We start from the raw sequence: 18,477 nt of genomic DNA, 5'->3' as shown, positions 1-18,477 counted from the left end.
ACGAAACATTTGTAGTTCCTTCATTTGAAAATAAAATTAGCTCTTTGTTTGACTCACGGGGAGGAAGCTCTCCACTTGCGATTGCTAAATTACGTTTTTCATTAAAGATATCAGTTGTATAGTTTCTCCAATCAATTTTTACACCTGTTCCCTCAACTGGCTTAATTATGTGGCAAATCTACTGGAATGACAGCATCTCTTAACTCTTTCTCCAATTCCTCTTTATATTGAGCCGTTTGTTTCTTGGTCCAACCTAATTTCTCTTCCATAAAAGCAATTACCGCATCTTTCCACGTACGGACCCAGTCAATGTTGAAAAACAGTGCCCCGGTTCGGCGGATAAAGAAGTCTAAAGGAGTTATTGCCATTTCATGCTCAATTGAGTACATTAATTGCGCATAAACATCCCTTGTTAACTTTACCTTTTCTATTTCATCAAATGTTCTGGCGTATTGGAAAATTCCGTTCACATTTGATCCGTACATTTGAACAAACCGTATTCCTTCTTCCTTTGTAAATCCATATTCTGTGGCTTCCTGTTCTTTAAGGGATATATATTGTTTAAACCCTTTGGAGCCTCCGACATTCCCTCCAGAAATAGGGTATGTTTTGGTTTGTGATCCATTAAATATTTGCCCTTTCTCTCCAAGGCGTTTTACAATCAGATCAACGACTGATTCTGCCATCTTCCGATATCCGGTTAACTTTCCACCCGCAATAGTTATCAGACCGCTTTCCGCTTCCCAGATTTCATCTTTACGGGATATCTCTGAAGGGTCCTTTCCTTCTTCATAAATTAATGGACGAACTCCTGCCCAGCTCGATTCTATGTCTTCGTGAGTAACCTTTACCTCCGGGAACATAAAATGAATGGCATTTAATAGATATTCACGGTCTTCAGCAAGCATTTTTGGGTGTGTTGCTTCTCCATCAAAAATTGTGTCGGTTGTTCCGACATAGGTTTTCCCATCACGGGGAATCGCGAACACCATCCGACCGTCTGGAGTGTCAAAATATACGGCTTGACGCAGCGGGAAAACAGACTGGTCAATTACGAGGTGAATACCTTTTGTTAACCGCAGCTGTTTGTTATTCCTTGAATAATCTTTTTTTCGAATGTTATCCACCCAAGGACCTCCCGCATTCACCACTTTTTTTGCCTGAAGGTTTAACACCTTGTTTGTAAGCATATCCTTGACCCTGACACCGATTATCACTTTATTATTTTGATAGATAAACTCCTCAGCCTTTAAATAGTTCAAAATATGTGCTCCATTTTCAACGGCTGCTTTAATGACTTCAATCGTTAATCGGGCATCATCGGTGCGGTATTCAACATAGTACCCTCCACCCTTAAGTCCTTCACTTTTTAAAAGCGGTTCTTTCGAAATGGTTTCAATCTGAGAAAGCATGCTGCGGCGTTCAGACTTTTTTACCCCTGCTAAAAAGTCATATACTCGTAAACCGATGGATGTGCTCAGGGGACCGAATGTTCCGCCTTTATGCATCGGGAGGAGCATCCATTCTGGAGTGGTGACATGGGGTCCATTTTCATAGACAATTGCCCGCTCTTTTCCTACTTCTGCAACCATTCCAACTTGAAATTGCTTTAAGTAACGCAATCCGCCATGTACAAGCTTGGTTGAACGACTGGATGTACCAGCGGCAAAGTCCTGCATTTCTACCAAAGCAACTTTCATTCCTCGAAGGGCAGCGTCCAAAGCGATTCCGGCCCCTGTGATTCCTCCTCCTATAACAAGCAGGTCGTATTGTTCCTCTGACATACATTTAAGCCGAACTTCTCTTTTGAGAGCTGAAAATAATTCTGTCATTTATCATTCCTCCTAAGTGGATGGTTATAATCTAAAAAAAGAGGCCAAAAACTGATTATAGCAATAGCTATAATTTCGTTTTTGGCCTCTCGGAATCTCATACCATCAAATATTAACTTACTATTATTATAACATATAATTTTATTATGTGAAAGATAAAAAATACTTATACAGTTACTTTTCGTACATCAAGCCACTATGCTATGCCTATAAAATGGTCCCAAATTTCCTTATTGGAAGTGGTTATGGACTCCGCTCCGGCGTCTAATACATTTTGTGCGTCCTCCACTGTTCGGATAAGACCGCCTGCAATAATTTTCGCTTGAGTTCGATCTTTTATTTCTTGTATCATAGAAGGGATCACCCCCGGCAGGACTTCTACATAATCTGGTTTTGTCTTGTCTATAATGCTGTAGCTCTTTTCTAAAGCATAGGAGTCTAATAAAAACATTCGCTGTATGGCTAGAACTCCCTTTTGTTTTGCTTTAAGGATCACACTGGACTTAGTTGATATGACTCCCAGCGGTTTGTATTCCTGACAAATAAATTCTGTACCGTATTCATCATTTTTTAATCCCTGGATTAGATCCAAATGATAAATCATTTTTTTCTTATTCTGTTTAGCCAAAGCTGCAATGTTCTTTAGTTGGGCAATGTGAACATCTAAGAATAAACCAATTTCGTAGTCACTTGATAAGAATTTTTCGAAATCCTTTAAGGAAGTCGAAGCAGGTAATATTTTATGCATGACTGAACCTTCCGTTCGTATGAATGTTGATTTACATTAATACTGATCCTATTTATTTAAAAGCCATCGCTGCCTTTACTGCTTTTTTCCAACCCTTGTAAAGATCTTCGCGAGTATCTTCAGACAGATTAGGTTCAAAGCCACTGTCAATGGCCCACTGATTTGAAATTTCATTTTGTGTGCTCCAAAAACCTGTAGCGAGACCAGCAAGATATGCCGCTCCAAGTGCTGTCGTTTCATTCACGACCGGTCTTTCAACAGGCACATTTAAAATATCACTTTGGAATTGCATGAGAAAATCGTTCTTTACCGCCCCGCCATCCACACGGAGGGTTTTTAATTCGATTCCTGAATCTGTTTCCATGACTGCTAAAACATCTTTCGTTTGATAAGCAAGTGATTCCAACGTTGCCCGAACAAAATGCTCTTTTGTCGTTCCACGTGTTAAGCCAAAAACAGCACCACGAACATCACTATCCCAATAAGGTGTTCCCAAACCAACAAAAGCGGGAACGACATAGACTCCATCAGTTGATGTAACCTTTCTGGCGAGTCTATCACTATGCTTTGCATCCTGTAACATTCTTAGTCCATCCCGGAGCCACTGGATCGCCGAACCAGCAACGAAAATACTTCCTTCGAGAGCATATTCAACTTTTCCATTTAATCCCCAGGCAATGGTCGTCAAAAGTCCGTGTTCTGAGCGTACAGCTTTTTCACCGGTATTCATCAACATAAAGCAGCCCGTACCATAGGTGTTTTTGGCCATCCCTTTTTCAAAACAAGCTTGGCCGAACAAAGCTGCTTGTTGATCACCAGCAGCACCCGCAATCGGTATTTCCTGTCCAAAAAAATGATAATTTACAGTATGTGCATAAATCTCGGATGAAGATTTTACTTCGGGAAGCATGGATTTAGGAACTCCTAATATATCTAACAATTCTTCATCCCATTTTAAATCAAAAATATTGAACATCAATGTACGGGATGCATTACTATAATCCGTGACATGAGCCTTCCCGCCAGATAGTTTCCAAATTAACCAGGTGTCAATCGTTCCAAATAACAATTTTCCTTGTTCCGCTTTTTCTCTTGCTCCCTCAACATTGTCCAGTATCCATTTTACTTTGGTTCCTGAGAAGTAAGCATCAATTAATAATCCTGTTTTTTCTCTAAAAAGAGTATTAAATCCTTGTTCAATTAACTCATCACAAATCCCGCTTGTTTGCCTGGACTGCCATACAATTGCGTGATGAACTGGCTTTCCTGTTTCTCGATCCCATACTACTGCCGTTTCACGCTGGTTCGTAATTCCAATCCCAGCAATCTGTTCTGGTCTAACGCCAGATTCTGTTAAAACACCCGCAATTACGGCCAGTACAGAGCCCCATATCTCATTAGCATTATGTTCCACCCAGCCTGGTTTAGGAAAATATTGTGTAAATTCCTTTTGAGCGCAATGAACAATTTCGCCTTTATTATTAAACAAAATCGCTCTTGTACTAGTCGTTCCCTGATCTATGGACAAAATATATTTTTCTACCATTATTTTAACCTCCAATAATCTTTAAAGTGAAAGCAAATCTAGTTATTTTCTCCATTCAGCTTTATTAAATCTTCAAAAATTGGCAGTTTCTATAATGGGACAAGCCTAATGGTCCTTATTGGTAAACATTATATTCATAGATTTGATGCCTTAAGATGACTACGCTTTCCCATAGCAACCATATTATTTGATACCTCAATGACTCCCTCAATCCTCTGAACTCCAATTAGGACATCATCTAATCCTTTTCTTGTTTTCACCTTTATTTTTATACAAACTTGATAATCTGAGTCTTTTAAGATAGATGTATTTATTTTTAAAATATTGATATTGTGTCCGCCTAAGAATGATGTAATTTTTCCAAGCACACCTGGTTTATCCTCCACAAGGAGATCTATATCCCATCTTGATCTTCTTATAAGCCGCTCCTCAATACGCGGGATAATGGTTAACACCAGAAGTACGAGTGTTGTAGTTGCAATGGCCATGAAATAATTTCCGGAACCAACTGCCAATCCAATTCCCATGGCTACCCAAAGAGAAGCCGAAGTAGTTAGCCCAGACACAACTAAATTTGGTCTCACTAATATAGAACCTGCTGCCAAAAAACCGATACCGTTTATGACTTGTGCGGCTAAACGTGATGGGTCATAACGGACGTTTGGATGGTTTATCCATTCCAAAAAACCATAAATAGACAGGAGCATCAACAAACAGCTTCCCAATGATACCAACAGATGTGTTTTTAACCCTGCTGTTTTATTTGAGTACTCTCTTTCCCAGCCAATCATGCATCCAAGCAAGGCAGATAACCCTAGGCGCTTCACAAACAGGAGATCGTTTGGGTTAATATAGTAATCTATAAAATCCATTTACTTCACCTTTTTTCATTTTATCTGGCCTTCTTTTTGAGTCTGTAACATTACTTTTATAAATTAATGGGATTGCCCAATTATTTATTCATTTTTGTTACTGTTTCCAAATATCTGTCAGGGAAATTTGTGCAGATATAAATATCCTTCGAAATTCCTATAACTTTTTCCATCGTTGCAGCATCATTAACTGTCCAGGTAACTATATCAATAGGATCCTTCTTCAACCTTTCCACTAATTCAAAAGTCAAGAAATTAATGTTAATTGAAAGAATAGTAGCTCCGCAATCCAACAATTGTTCCCTTAACAATACAGGATTTCCCTCGATGATTAAACCTGTCCTAATTTCCGTCTCTATGCTTTTAATATTTTTGATGACTTCGTGGTCTAACGAGGTTAAACAAACTGTTTTTTCTATATCGTATTTCTTAACCAAGTCAATAATAGTATGTTCATATCCTTTGTATCGGCCACCAGCTGTTTTTAATTCGATATTTAAAAAACAGTCTTTGTTCCTCAATAATTTCAATACCTCTTCCAAACTCGGTATTTTCTCTCCGGCATATTGATCTGAAAACCAACTGCCAGCGTCCAATTCCCTTAATTCATGAAACGTTTTATCCTTGACAAACCCGAAACCATTTGTCGTCCGTTCTAACGAAAAGTCGTGAATAATCACTGGAATTCCGTCTTTGGATAGTTGGACATCCAATTCAATTGAAGTAACATAATCTAATTCCAACGCCTTTTCAAAAGCGATTAGGGTATTTTCTGGTGCTACCCCCGAATAACCCCTGTGAGCCATACACAATGGCATAAAAACCCCTCCATATTTATAAATGCAAAAGCAGTGCTATTTCATAACGAAATTCACTGCTTTCATTATTACTTTTCTATTTTTTCATTCCAAAGCTAGGGCTCATTTAGGACCTTTACTTTATGCCCACCACATCTCTGTTAATTGCTCTTTAAACAGGATGCCCTTTAGAGCCAAAATCGCTTTACTCAGACCCTCATCGATAGAAGCAAGCTTATCTTCATGTTCAATGGAGAGAACATAATCATATCCTACATTGCGAAGGGCACTGACCATATCCTTCCATATTTTTTCATCATGCCCGTATCCTACTGAACGGAATGACCATGAGCGATCCAGGATATTGCCATAAGGTTTCGTATCTAAAACACCGTTTATTCTAATATTTGCCTGATCCAAATAAGTGTCTTTTGCATGGAAGTGGAAGATGGCTTTTTCACGGCCAAGAATTTTAATCGCTTCAACCGGGTCAATTCCCTGCCAAAACAAGTGGCTTGGGTCAAAGTTTGCTCCAATGTTTTCTCCAGCATGCTCCCTCAATTTCAGCAAGGTTTCCGGATTGTAGACCACGAAACCGGGATGCATTTCAAGAGCAATTTGGTTAATTCCATGCAGCTTGGCGAATTTCGCCTCCTCTTTCCAATAAGGAATGACCACCTCGTTCCATTGCCAGTTAAGAACATCTGCATACTCTCTCGGCCATGAACATGTAACCCAATTAGGATTCTTAGCTCCCTCATAATCACCTGGACAGCCGGAAAAGCCATTTACAACAGGGACACTCAAACGTTCCGCCAACAAAACGGTTTTTCTCCATACATCGTGAAAGTCTTTAGCAACCTTTTTATCTGGATGCAAAGGATTTCCATGGCAACTTAATCCGCTAATCATTAACCCCCGGCTTTCGATTGCATTCAGGAAAGACCTTATTTTTTCAGGTGATGAAAGCAATTCATCCGGATTACAGTGTTGGTTGCCGGGATAATTCCCCGTTCCCAATTCCACTGCCTCAACTCCCATGTCCGCCAATTTATCCAGCATCACTTCGAAAGGCAGATTCTGATATAGAACCGTAAATACTCCCAGCTTCATGAATATACCTCCTTTGTAGTCTGAACCTTCACCCATTTTTGCTGCTCATTACTCTCCAAGATGGCATCTGTGATACACATGGAATTGTGTCCGTCTTTAAATGTTGCAAAATTTGGCTTGTCTGATTTCAGGCTCTTGCCATCGCGAATAAAAGAGTAGAAATTCAGCATCATATTCTTTAATGCGTCTGGCCAGCCCTCATTGTGTCCGCCGGGGTGATGAATTTGTGACCTTGCTTCTACGGTAAACAGGGAAGGATCCGCCAATAGAGTTTCATTCGCTCGATCCCTATGTCCAATCCATAATTTTTCAGGTTCTTCCTGATTCCAGAAAACAGAGCATTGGCTGCCATTGATTTCAAAGCTTAATCTATTTTTCCGACCAGCGCTAACTTGAGAAACGGTAAAGACTCCTCGTCCACCATCTTCAAACCTGACTAGAACGGACGCATAATCTTCTGTATGGATTTGAACTTCTTCATATTCTTGTTCATCTGAAGTCTGTGTACTAAAAGTAGCAGCAGCATTTTTGGCTTTCTTTCTGACAGGAACCACGGTTGCCAAATCGGCGAAAACTTCCACAATCCGCTTTCCGGTTACAAATTGGACCGTATCGCACCAATGGGAACCAATGTCGGCAATTGCCCGGGATTTACCACCCACTTCCGGGGCAAGACGCCAGTTAAAGTCTGTTTCATACAATAACCAATCCTGTAGATAGCTGCCATGTACAAGGTTCACCTTTCCAAGGTCCCCGTTTGCAATTTTTGCTTGTAGGTTTTGGACAGTCGCATACTGTCTATAATTAAAATTCACTCCATGGACAACACCATGTTTCTCTGCCAGTTCCAACAATTCTGCTGACTCCTGACTATTCATCGCCAACGGTTTCTCAGAAATGACATGCTTGCCAGCCAAAATAATTTCCTTATTTATCACAAAATGCACGTGATTTGGCGTACAATTATGCACAACCTGGATCTCGCTGTCTTTCAGCATTTCGCGATAATCACCAAATGCTTTTGGAATGGCAAACTCAGCTGCCTTTTTTTTCGCTACTTCAATACTTGTTTCCGCCAAACCTACTACTTCCACAAAACCAAGCCTTCTAATAGCCTCAATGTGGGTAGGTCCAATAAACCCTGTTCCGATAATTCCAACTTTTATTTTCTCCATTTTTTATCTCTCCCACTGATTGGGGCATTGATGGTAGAAGAAAAAGCCGTCAACAAGGTACTTAATAGAAAAACTGTTAAGGTCAATAGAACAGACAATTTCTTCCTCATAAATGCTCCCCCTTAAGCTTGAGCTATTTTTTGTGTGTTTTTTAAGAATTTGATAGACTCCAGCAATGACTTTCGCGCTTCACCACTTAAACCACATTCATAAGACAAAAAACCTTTATAATTGATGTTGTTCAAAAGAGCAAGAGGTTCGGCAAAATCCGTATGACCTTTTCCCGGTTCCAGCCGGTTACTGTCTGCCAAATGGTAATAACCTATAAAAGGATGGTACAAAGCAATTGACTCTTCTATTTTTGGTTCCTCAATGGACATGTGAAAAAAGTCTGCCATTACTTTTATCTTGTCACTACCGACTTCCTTCACGAGGGAAACAGCTTGGGAAACGGTGTTTACCATATGATCTTCGTACCGGTTCAAGGGTTCTAGGAATACATTTACATTGAATTTTTCAGCATCCTCTGCAATTCTTGATAAGGAATCCAGCAATGCTCTCCGATCCCCTTCCTCACCTCTCGGAGGATGAAAAGGCGGCAATTTTCTTGAAAACATTCCATAAGCCGCTGGGGCAATTAAACCTTGCGCACCAATCGCAGCGGTATATTGCAATGAGGATTTGATGCCTTGGACGGCTTCTAGTCGATTCGTTTCATCAAAATCCCCAATCCAATGGTTATAGCCTCCGCAAACTGCACTTGCCTGAATTCCTGTTGCATGTGAAGCATGAAGAATTGAATGTGAAGTCTCTTTGGTTAGAGGGCCTTCAAAATGGGTAATTTCTACCCCATCAAAGCCAAGGCTTAGAGCCACCTCAAAAATCTCCTGATAATTTTTTAATCCTGTTAACTTATCCTGCAAGGCAAATTTCACCATTTTTTCCTCCTGTTCATTAAAGCTTAACTCCCAGCTTTACGCTTTGATCTGGGAACAAATCTACATTTCTTTCATATCCTGATGCAGATTCTTCAAAAGGAACCACCGGATCTACGATGCCTTCACAATTTAGCATTCCTTCCGACAGCATTTTCCAGCAAGTTTCTTCAATACGTCTCCAGCTCCAACGGGGGTAATCCGGATTGGGTTCACTACATGCTCGGGAGAATACAATTTTGGCATTATTAAAATGGGCTTCTCTGCCAAGATCCAAACCGCCTTTGAAAGGACGAGCCCATCCAACATATGCGATAGTACCACCGTATGCCAATCCCCTTAACGACTGCTGGAGGGCAAATTCATTCGCACTTGTTTCGATAACAACATCGACACCTAATTTATTGGTTGCTTTCTTTAATTCCAAGCCTACATCCTGATTGAGGGGATCAAAGGCTTCATCGGCACCAGTATGTAATGCAACTTGACGGCGTTTTTCAATCGGATCAACAACTGCCACATAGCTAGCTCCTGCTAATTTGGCCATCTGTGCTGCCAACTGTCCAATAGCACCCAAACCTATAATAGCAACCCGATCTCCTGCCCTAACATGGGCATCTCTGATTCCTCCCAATGCAAACTGGGCTGGATCAAAACATACAGCACTTTTCCAGGACATCTCTTCTGGCATTTTGAATAGGTAAAAATTATTTACTGCGTTCACAATATGGATTTCTCTAATTCCGCCATATCCGCAAACCCTGTCCCCAACCTTGTAATCGACAACATCAGATCCTGTTTCAGTGATCTTGCCTACCCATTGGTTTCCCAGATTCCAATTCCCAAAATTAACGCCCTTTTTATCGGTTTCGGGCCGTGGCAAAAAGGTGTGCCAAGATTCATCATAATATTCATCCATATGCGGACTTTCTCCTCTAAAACCCGCCAGCTCCGAACCGTGCTTCGGTGAAGCGAACTCTACCTGAACCCTCACTTCATTGGCATTTATTGGGCGATCCTCGCATTCTAAAATAGCTGCCTTATGCGGTGCCACCGCGACTAATTGTTTTATCATCTTGATCCTCCTCAAATAAAGATTTTTTCTTTTTACTTTACTAGTTTCATAAAAAGGGGTTTACCCTTCTGGAATATTGCTGTTCCATTTTGTATTCATATTTCTATATTGGGTAGGTGATATACCCACATAACTCTTAAATAATCTAGTAAAACCCGGGACTACCATGTAACCAACCTCTTGTGCGATTTCAGTTACTGTCATCTCTGTTGACCTTAATAGTTTTTTAGCACGGTCAATTTTTAGTTCCCGCTGTATTTGAATAGGCGATTTCCCAAACAGTTCTTTAAAGCGATTACTTATATAGGTTGGGTGCAGATGAAACTGATTTGATAATTCTTTTAAAGAAACTTCCTTTTCGGGATTCTTTACAATTTGGGTTAGCATAAAGATGAATCCCTTCGAATGATCCTGTTCAAAGACTTTTTCCTGAGATCTCATAATGTTTTCCAGCAACAAGTAAAGAATTTCATAGGATTTGGCTTTTTTTAATATGGTTTTAATCAAAAAGTCTTGAGAATCTGTAATTTCCACAAAATCTACAAAAACCCGCTCAAACATTTCAGGGTTTTGTAGTTTAAAAGTGATAGGGAGGTTAAATATTTTCAGTACATCTAAAGCACTCCCTATTTCGTAAGTGAAATGGCACCATAAAAATATCGTTTCATCTTTTGTTTCTTTGTAATGATCATGCTCTATATGGGGAGGAATGATGACGACGGTCCCAGGTGCTAAATGATATACTTCATCCTTAATTCTTAGCTTTGCCTCCCCTTTCTTTATATAGGACATGACATAACTGGGAAGGGTACGGTTTAAAATTTGCATTTCATTTCTTTCATGAATATCAAATTCTACTATTGTGAGTTCTGCACTTTGCAAAAGATAATCTATTATTGGGTGCAATTATCATTCCCTCCCTAAATTCGTTCAACCTTTAAAAATGCTTATTTTACTTTTTCAATTAATCTGATAAGGTTTACAAGAATCATTGTTAATTTAAAACTTTTTCCGAATATCGAATGATTCCCTTCTTTACATTCATCTTTCGATAATCATTCATTATGGTTGGCAAATCTTCCAACCTGAAATGATGACTTAACAAAGGTTTAATTTGTATCTTCCCCTGTTGAACTAACGAGATAGCTTGTTCATGTGTATGAGGATTGATAAAAGAACCTTTTATGTTTAACTCTTTCGAAAAAATATCAAATGGACTTATTTCAATTTTCATATCCGGTTTTGATACACCAAACAATAAAATATTGCCGCCTTTTTTCGCCATTTTTACAGCCTGTTCCATACTTTCTTTTCTACCTACACATTCAATAACGATATCGAAGCCTATTGGATTTTGAGAGAGTTCTTCAGGGGTGATTACTTGATCTCCGCCTAATTGGGTTGCGAGTTGATGTTTTGTTTTATCAGGTTCACTTACAACAATTGGAAATGCCCCATAGATTTTTGCCATTTGCAACATCATTAACCCGATATACCCGCCTCCCACTATTAATACAGATGCACCTGGCCAAATTTTTATTTGAGAAAACCCATGTAATACACAGCCAAGCGGTTCAATCATTGCCCCTTCTTCAAAAGAAACTCCATCTGGAATAATATAACAATTACGATAAGGGACAGCACAGAACTCCCCCATTCCCCCATCTCGAGTAACTCCAATAGCCTGGAGATTTTCACAAAGATGTTGACGATTCCCACGACAATACTCACATTCACCGCAATATATATTCGGGTCTATCGAGACACGGTCACCTAATTTAAACTTAGTTACCTTTTCGCCGAGTCTTACAATTTCACCAGATAATTCGTGCCCCAACACGATTGGATATTCTACCGGTGCAGACCCAGGTTGCCCATGATAAATATGCTGATCAGTACCACAAATACCGCAGGCTTTAACATTTATGATTACTTCATTTTCTAATGGAGCAGGAATGGGAAGTTCCTTAATTTCCATCACCTTTTTTTTCGTTAATACAGCTGCCTTCATTGTCTCTTCAATCCATTAGAATGATTAAGAGCATGAAACATAGTCCGTTCTGCGAGGGTAGATATTTTAATGACATGGTCCATATCCACTAAGGTTGTAATGGAATCATTTAAAGGAGAAATCCAATGCTTAGGTAATTTAGAAGCTCCATTCATTACTCCAAGAATAGAACCCACTGTAGCACCATTACAATCCGTATCCCACCCTGCCATAACTGCTATTGTTATACCTTGATGGAAGTCGCCTTTGCTATATAGTAGGGCCATTGTTACTATCGCAGCATTATTTATTGTGTGAACTGCATTGTAGTTCCCATAGTTTTCCTTAATTTTTTCGAAGCAATCTTCCCAGTTTTCATATTGGTGGGACCACTGAATAACTTGGTTAATCATTTTAGCTAAACGTGATGAAGGAGGGATAAACGATAACCCCTGTTTAATGATTTCCTCTACATTGTTCCTGACAAAAGCTAAAGAAATCATGGCCGATACCCATAATTCACCATACAGTCCATTACTGGTGTGTGATAGCTTTGCATCGCGGTATGCCATTTCAGCCGCAGCTTGGGGATTTCCTGGATTTACCCATCCCCAAAGATCAGCCCTTATTTGCGCACCAATCCATTCTCTATATGGATTACGATAATTAGCAGTATCCGGGGGTATTTTTCCCATTATAAAATTTCTATAGGCAACGCGTTCTGCTGTATAAACTAGATTATAAGGCATAGTTTGCAGCCACATTTGAGCAACATCTTCTGTTGTAAAAGCGGAACCAGCTTTATCAAGTACCTGAAGATTTAAAATGGGATAATCCATATCATCATCACGAGGAGTACCGTCTACTCGATTTTTTAAAGCTGTTTCAGAATCTCCTTTAAATATATAGCCCTCAGGCATTGGTTCTAGGGCAGGAATATAATCGTTAAGAGGAAAGGAATCCGTTAGCTTAAGATAGGAACAAACCTTTTCATAAGGCCAAAGTTCAACCGGTTTTCCAAGTGTACACCCCGCACTGCGTCCTAACCATCCTCCATAAATTTTATCAAACAGGTCTTCCTTTGATAGGTCTATTAGAGGATCTATAGAGACTCCTAACGAAGGAGGAAGTATATGTCTTAATTCCTCAGGATGCTTTTCTAATTCTTCTTGATTTGTCAATTGTAATAGCTGTTTATAAATTGGTTCCAGTTCTTTTTCATCCTCTTTGTTATATACAAATTCTTTTTCAAGGAGTGCAAAGAAGACTTCTCTATTACTGCACCCTTTAGAAAAAAGCCATTCATCAAATTGCTTTCTTAAGGTACCAATTTCACAACCTTCTTCTAGCTTCTGTTGCAACTCATAGTCTATAATTACAGGTAATAAAGAATACATAGGATCAGCCCTTTCTGTTCTTATAAATAATTTTTTAAAAGTTTATTTTTCTTAAGATCTAATGTAAATTTATTTAAACTTGTGTAAGTTAAAACTTGACGCCACCTTCCTGCAACCCTGCTACGAACTTTCTCGTCATAAAGAGGAATAAAATAATCATTGGAACAACACTTATTACTCCACCCGCTGCCATAAGTGCCCAGTTTGTACTATATTTGCTTCCAAAGCTTAAATACTGCGCTGACACCGTTCTGACTTCCTCTATTTGTAATAAAGCATTTGCCAAAAAGAATTCATTCCACGTTCCAAGTGTAGAGAAAATAATCACGATAATAAAAGCGGGTTTACTGAGCGGAACAATGATTTTAAAGAAAGCTTGCAATGAATTGCACCCATCCACTTTTGCGGACTCTACCAACTCTTTTGGAATTCCAAGCATATAAGCCCGAAGCAAAAATACATTAAAGGCAAAACCCCCGCCAACATAAGGGATAATGACTCCCATGTAAGTATTTATTAGCCCAAATTTCACAGCCATAAAGAACAAAGGAATAAACCCAACAGGCAAACTCATAGAAATAAACAAATATCCCATAAGCCAATTAGAACCAGGAGTTTTCAAATGGGCAAGACCGTATGCTGCTAATCCTGAAAGAATTGCAACTAAAATAACGGTTGTTCCCGTAATAATGATCGTGTTAATGTAAGCCACACTATAATTTCCTTGAATCCATGCATTGCTATAATTTTCGAATGTCCAAACTGATGGCAGCCCCATCGGGTTTGTAATAATATCAGATTTTGTTTTAAAGGAATTAATAAAAAGCAGGTACATCGGAAATAGAGAATATATACTTACTAAAATTAAAGGAATATGACGCCAATTAATTTTTGGTATTGACATTTAAACATCCCATCCCTTCTTTTTTCTAAAATATGCAAATGCAATAATGATAACGATTGCAATAAACGTCTGGAACAAGGCAACAGCTGAGGCATAACCAGCCCGCCTGCCGGTTGTACTTAATGTATAGTAATAAGTAGATAATGTTTCAGTAGAATGAGCTGGTCCGCCTGCCGTCATAACGTAGACCATTTCAAATGCTCCAAAAGATCCTAAAATGGTTAATAGAGTAATAACTGTTAATGTTGGTCGTAATTGTGGGAGAAAAACATGCTTCAAAATTTGGAAGCGATTTGCACCCTCTATTTTTGCAGCCTCTTCCAAAGATTTATCCGTTTGAGTCATTGCGGCTAATAACCAAATGACATTCGTACCAAAACCTTTCCACATATCAGCAAATAAGACTGAAAATAATGCAATGGCAGGAATTGTAAGACCGGGCACTTCTAAAAATCCTAAACCTGCTTTATCCAAATAAAAATTAATACCGCTAAAAGGATTATAAATCCAAAACCAAATTTGACCTGCTACTGTTACGGTAATAATGGACGTAGAGAAATAGGTTGCTTGATAAAGTGTTTGTCCTTTTACTTTTCTCAACAAATATGCAACCAAAAATGAAAAGATAAGGGGAATGGTGATCCAGAAAAGAGTCCATTTTATATTATTAAAAAATGCTGTAAAAACGACACTGTCTTGGAAAGCTTCAATAAAGTTTGCTATTCCTATAAACTTTGGGGTATTCAGTCCGTTCCATTCTGTGAATGGCAAATATAATGACATGACGGCAGGAATGGTTACAGCTAAAATATGAATCAAAAGACCGGGCAAAATAAAAAACCATCCCACCCAATTTCGTTTCCTAGTGTGTTTCTTGTGTACTTTTGAATCTAGAATGTCAGAACTAGACGTCTTTAATTTCGTATTTATCGTTTGCAAAACCTGCACTCCTTTCAGAAAGTGGATTGACTAACAGAAGAACTATTAATCCAGAAAACTATAAATATTTTGAAAAAGAAGGAGAAATGTTTCTTTCTTTCTTTCTCCTTCTTTCAACCCTTATTAGTAGTTACCTAGATCAAAAAGAGTTTTTTCAACAATATCCTTTTCTTTTAGTTCTTGTAACTTTTCCAGCCATTTATCAGGAGTTGTTTTCTTAAGGTATACGCTTGGAAATTCCTTTATAGCATTTACTACACGCGGAGAACCATAAGACCAAACTACGTAACCCGTCTCTCCCTTAGCGGCCGCTCCACTAATTAAATTCAGTGCTTCAGCCACATTAGGTTTTAAGTCCATATTACTGAAATCAGCATTTATAGGTTCCGGAATCCCATTCTTAGCCATTTCCTCTACAACATCCTCATGAAAAAAATAACTCAATAGTTCTGCCACTTGATCTTTATGTTTGGATTTCGCATTAATAACTAAACCGCCTCCAACTCCTAGAGGAATAACAGGCTTTCCATTAGGGTCCCAGCTTGGGAAAGGAGCATATCCGATATCAAAGTCCGTTTGAAGGTCTGATGCGAGAGACCATGTACCATCTAATTTCATGGCAGCCTTTCCTTGTGCAAATAACTGCATGCTATCTTCTTGAGAAATAGCATGGGATTTTTTATCGCTAAGATATCCATTATTCCAAAAATCAGAATAACGTTGAACAGCCTCTATAATTTCAGGGTCTGTCCACTTTTTATCTCCGGAAAACAGTTGTTTCGCACCTTCTGGACCTAATATACTGTTCACTATGCTGGTTATCCACCAGGTATCACACTCCGCACAATCAGCGGTTCCCCATGCTAAAGGAATCAAGTCCTTCTTTTTAAATTCCTTGATTAAACTTTCCAAATCGTTGTAATTTCGAGGTACCTCCCAGCCGTTTTCCTTAAACAATGTCTTGTTATAGACTAGAACCAGACCTTCGTAGTTCCATGGGATTCCAATTGTTTTTCCCTCAAAGACATATGCATTCTTAGCCCATTTGAACATCTCTTTATCATATTGATATTTTTCATAATATTTATCCAACGGCTCCACATATCCCTGCTTAAAACTCTCTTTAGCTACAAAAGGGTCAATTAGGAGTAGATCCGATCCCTCACCAGCAGCTAAGGCCGTTTCAACTTCCTTTATTGTTACCTGCTTAATCTTATATTCAGGGTGATCTTTTTGATATAAATCATACATAGTTTGTAAAGCAGAACTTTCTTCCCCCCAGATGGCGGCATCAGGAACCGTTATGACGTTCTTGGATTCTCCTGAGGACTTCGAGCTGCAACCTGAGATAACCAAAACTAATAATAATAAAACTGGAAGAAATCCTTTCCTTGCATTCCTAATACTCCTCATCATACAGCCTCCCTTTTCTCAAATCAGACATGACATAAACGAACAGAGTTCGATTAAATGTTTTCATTTTTTGTTTCAATGTGAATATCAAACTCCATTAAGTTTAAAATGGCGCTTTGCATAAAAAACCTTGTATTAAATTCTTCTCATTATACCTCCCTCACCTGTATAGAAGTTAATTGACTCAATTAAATGATAATTTTAAGGGCGCTTACATTGCAATTATATATGATTATTTTTATAATTTAAACATCTCTAACACATACGTATTTAACAGTTTTACAGGTCGAGTCCTGAGAATTAGAAAATCCTTCCTACTTTGCTCTTATTGTTTTGCAAAAAAGTAAATATAATACAGAATTTATTTTAATAGATAATGCTTAAGGAAAATGTGTCCATTCGCTTCAAACAGGGTTATCCTTCAATTATATCTTCGTTAAACGGAATATTTCTGCGATGCTTATTTTTACCTAAATTAAAAGACGATTCGAGGGGGAGAGAATCGTCTTTTTTGTTGCTTAACACTATGCTGTTACTTTTGCTTTACTAACTGTTTTGCGGATGAATGGAACTACCCAGTAGTCTAAACCGCATTTCCCTGCGTTGAAGCCTGCTGTTAAGATAATGAAGCCTAAGAAGATATCAGTTGGGTTATGTGATACTGTTCCTGCTAAGAAGAAAGAGAAATTCATCACTAATCCGAAGAACATAGCTGCTGTTGTTAAGCATCCAAGCATAAGTCCTAAACCGATTAATGTTTCGCCCCAAGGAACGATGAAGTTGAAGACATCAATATTTGGTAAAGCAAAGCTTTCTAAGAATTTTACATACCAGCCGTAAACCATGTTGCCATCTGGACCTTTAACAGGATTCGCTACTGCATTCTTTAAATATCCAGAAGCGTCGAACCCGCCTGTTAATTTTCCAAAACCAGCTGTGAACCAAGCGTACCCTAGGTATAAACGAATAATTGTTAAAATAGCTGCTGAAATTTTATTTTCTCTTAAAAAGTTGTTAAACATTTGTCATTCCGAAAAACACGATAATGTGGATAACTTCACAATGTGTTCGAAATGATATGACAGAAGTATGAACAGCACTTGTTTTGCTAACAAAAAAAGACAGGAACCCACCAATTGGTCTCCTGTCTTGCCTTTAATATAATAAGCCCGCCACTAGTTTTTCATCTCTGCGCAATGGCGCATACAATGAATGAATCCGCACTAAAAAAGGATATCCTAATATCATTAGGACACCCCATTAAACTATGCTTCAGTTACAATATCTTTAATGGTTGGGAGTGCAGAAATGGCACCAACCTTGGTGCAAACAAACGCCCCCACTCTATTACTAAAGGAAATAATCACTTTCAGAGTTTCAAAATCTTCAAATGCAGAATCATCCTTTGAAAACTGGTAAAGTGTTGCACCTACAAACGCATCTCCAGCACCAGTGGAGTCAATCGATTTTATTTTTACACTTGGAACAATTTCGCTATTTTGCCCATTTGACAGATAAGTTCCCTCACTCCCTAATGTTACAGAAACTATTTTTGCTCCTAATTTATGAAGATAATCCGTTCCTTTAGCCAGGTTATTGATTCCAGTAATGAGTTTTAGCTCCTCATCACTCACTTTTACAAAATCAGCTAAGGCGATTCCCACCTTTGCCAAGTCGATAAATTCAGGTACTCTGTTTCTCCATAAATCTTTTCGATAATTAGGATCAAATGAAATAAATA

18 protein-coding genes are annotated in these 18,477 nt (G+C 38.6%); all 18 read right to left on the bottom strand.

Translation table 11 applies throughout. The features are described 5' to 3' along the window. Positions 1-161 precede the first annotated feature (161 nt). Positions 162-1,832 carry a glycerol-3-phosphate dehydrogenase/oxidase gene (locus CHI06_RS00570; protein WP_095246473.1) on the bottom strand — a complete coding sequence of 557 codons (1,671 nt, stop codon included), beginning with the start codon at positions 1,830-1,832 and terminating at the stop codon, positions 162-164. 196 nt (positions 1,833-2,028) lie between these two features. After that, entirely contained in the window at positions 2,029-2,580 is a 552-nt protein-coding gene (locus CHI06_RS00565; protein ID WP_095246472.1) for a glycerol-3-phosphate responsive antiterminator, read from the bottom strand. 52 nt (positions 2,581-2,632) lie between these two features. After that, the gene (gene glpK / locus CHI06_RS00560) at positions 2,633-4,126 is read right to left on the bottom strand and encodes a glycerol kinase GlpK (protein ID WP_095246471.1); all 1,494 of its coding nucleotides are present in this window, start codon (positions 4,124-4,126) and stop codon (positions 2,633-2,635) included. A 134-nt stretch (positions 4,127-4,260) separates the two neighbouring features. Beyond that, positions 4,261-4,998, bottom strand: a complete 738-nt coding sequence (locus tag CHI06_RS00555) for an MgtC/SapB family protein (RefSeq protein WP_095246470.1) — start codon at positions 4,996-4,998, stop codon at positions 4,261-4,263. A gap of 80 nt (positions 4,999-5,078) precedes the next feature. After that, the gene (locus tag CHI06_RS00550; RefSeq protein WP_095246469.1) at positions 5,079-5,816 is read right to left on the bottom strand and encodes a glycerophosphodiester phosphodiesterase; all 738 of its coding nucleotides are present in this window, start codon (positions 5,814-5,816) and stop codon (positions 5,079-5,081) included. A 120-nt stretch (positions 5,817-5,936) separates the two neighbouring features. After that, positions 5,937-6,908 (bottom strand): sugar phosphate isomerase/epimerase family protein, encoded by a 972-nt coding sequence (locus CHI06_RS00545; protein ID WP_095246468.1) that lies wholly within the window; start codon positions 6,906-6,908, stop codon positions 5,937-5,939. Further along, complete coding sequence (locus CHI06_RS00540) at positions 6,905-8,083, bottom strand: Gfo/Idh/MocA family protein (RefSeq protein WP_095246467.1); 1,179 nt, start codon at positions 8,081-8,083, stop codon at positions 6,905-6,907. Before CHI06_RS00540 ends, CHI06_RS00545 begins: the two co-directional genes overlap by 4 nt. After that, a complete protein-coding gene (locus CHI06_RS30310; RefSeq protein ID WP_257009118.1) occupies positions 8,071-8,193 on the bottom strand; it encodes a hypothetical protein in 123 nt (40 codons plus the stop codon). The genes CHI06_RS00540 and CHI06_RS30310 overlap by 13 nt, the downstream gene beginning before the upstream one ends. Positions 8,194-8,205: 12 nt before the next feature. Further along, on the bottom strand, positions 8,206-9,021 hold the full coding sequence (locus CHI06_RS00535) for a sugar phosphate isomerase/epimerase family protein (protein ID WP_095246466.1): 816 nt from the start codon (positions 9,019-9,021) through the stop codon (positions 8,206-8,208). Between the two features lie 16 nt (positions 9,022-9,037). Next, positions 9,038-10,090 carry a zinc-dependent alcohol dehydrogenase gene (locus tag CHI06_RS00530; RefSeq protein WP_179292497.1) on the bottom strand — a complete coding sequence of 351 codons (1,053 nt, stop codon included), beginning with the start codon at positions 10,088-10,090 and terminating at the stop codon, positions 9,038-9,040. 63 nt (positions 10,091-10,153) lie between these two features. Continuing rightward, a complete protein-coding gene (locus CHI06_RS00525) occupies positions 10,154-10,999 on the bottom strand; it encodes a helix-turn-helix domain-containing protein (RefSeq protein ID WP_095246464.1) in 846 nt (281 codons plus the stop codon). A gap of 88 nt (positions 11,000-11,087) precedes the next feature. Continuing rightward, on the bottom strand, positions 11,088-12,104 hold the full coding sequence (locus CHI06_RS00520) for a zinc-dependent alcohol dehydrogenase family protein (protein ID WP_095246463.1): 1,017 nt from the start codon (positions 12,102-12,104) through the stop codon (positions 11,088-11,090). Beyond that, the gene (locus tag CHI06_RS00515; protein WP_095246462.1) at positions 12,101-13,480 is read right to left on the bottom strand and encodes an ADP-ribosylglycohydrolase family protein; all 1,380 of its coding nucleotides are present in this window, start codon (positions 13,478-13,480) and stop codon (positions 12,101-12,103) included. Before CHI06_RS00515 ends, CHI06_RS00520 begins: the two co-directional genes overlap by 4 nt. Before the next feature lie 88 nt (positions 13,481-13,568). Beyond that, positions 13,569-14,384 (bottom strand): carbohydrate ABC transporter permease, encoded by an 816-nt coding sequence (locus tag CHI06_RS00510; RefSeq protein ID WP_095246461.1) that lies wholly within the window; start codon positions 14,382-14,384, stop codon positions 13,569-13,571. Then, positions 14,385-15,323: a carbohydrate ABC transporter permease gene (locus CHI06_RS00505; protein ID WP_142300909.1), complete on the bottom strand. Its 939-nt coding sequence runs from the start codon at positions 15,321-15,323 to the stop codon at positions 14,385-14,387. It abuts the gene before it with no gap. A gap of 123 nt (positions 15,324-15,446) precedes the next feature. Further along, positions 15,447-16,739 carry an ABC transporter substrate-binding protein gene (locus CHI06_RS00500; protein WP_095246459.1) on the bottom strand — a complete coding sequence of 431 codons (1,293 nt, stop codon included), beginning with the start codon at positions 16,737-16,739 and terminating at the stop codon, positions 15,447-15,449. A 521-nt stretch (positions 16,740-17,260) separates the two neighbouring features. After that, on the bottom strand, positions 17,261-17,758 hold the full coding sequence (locus CHI06_RS00495) for a DoxX family protein (RefSeq protein ID WP_095246458.1): 498 nt from the start codon (positions 17,756-17,758) through the stop codon (positions 17,261-17,263). Positions 17,759-18,001: 243 nt separating this feature from the next. Next, on the bottom strand, positions 18,002-18,477 hold a 476-nt coding region (locus CHI06_RS00490; RefSeq protein WP_257009117.1), incomplete at its 5' end, for a PfkB family carbohydrate kinase.

The organism is Bacillus sp. 7884-1 (assembly GCF_002272245.1).
Taxonomy (GTDB): domain Bacteria; phylum Bacillota; class Bacilli; order Bacillales; family Cytobacillaceae; genus Neobacillus.
The sequence above is the reverse complement of the archived record's forward strand: the minus strand, read 5'-3'. Positions and strand labels throughout refer to the sequence as shown.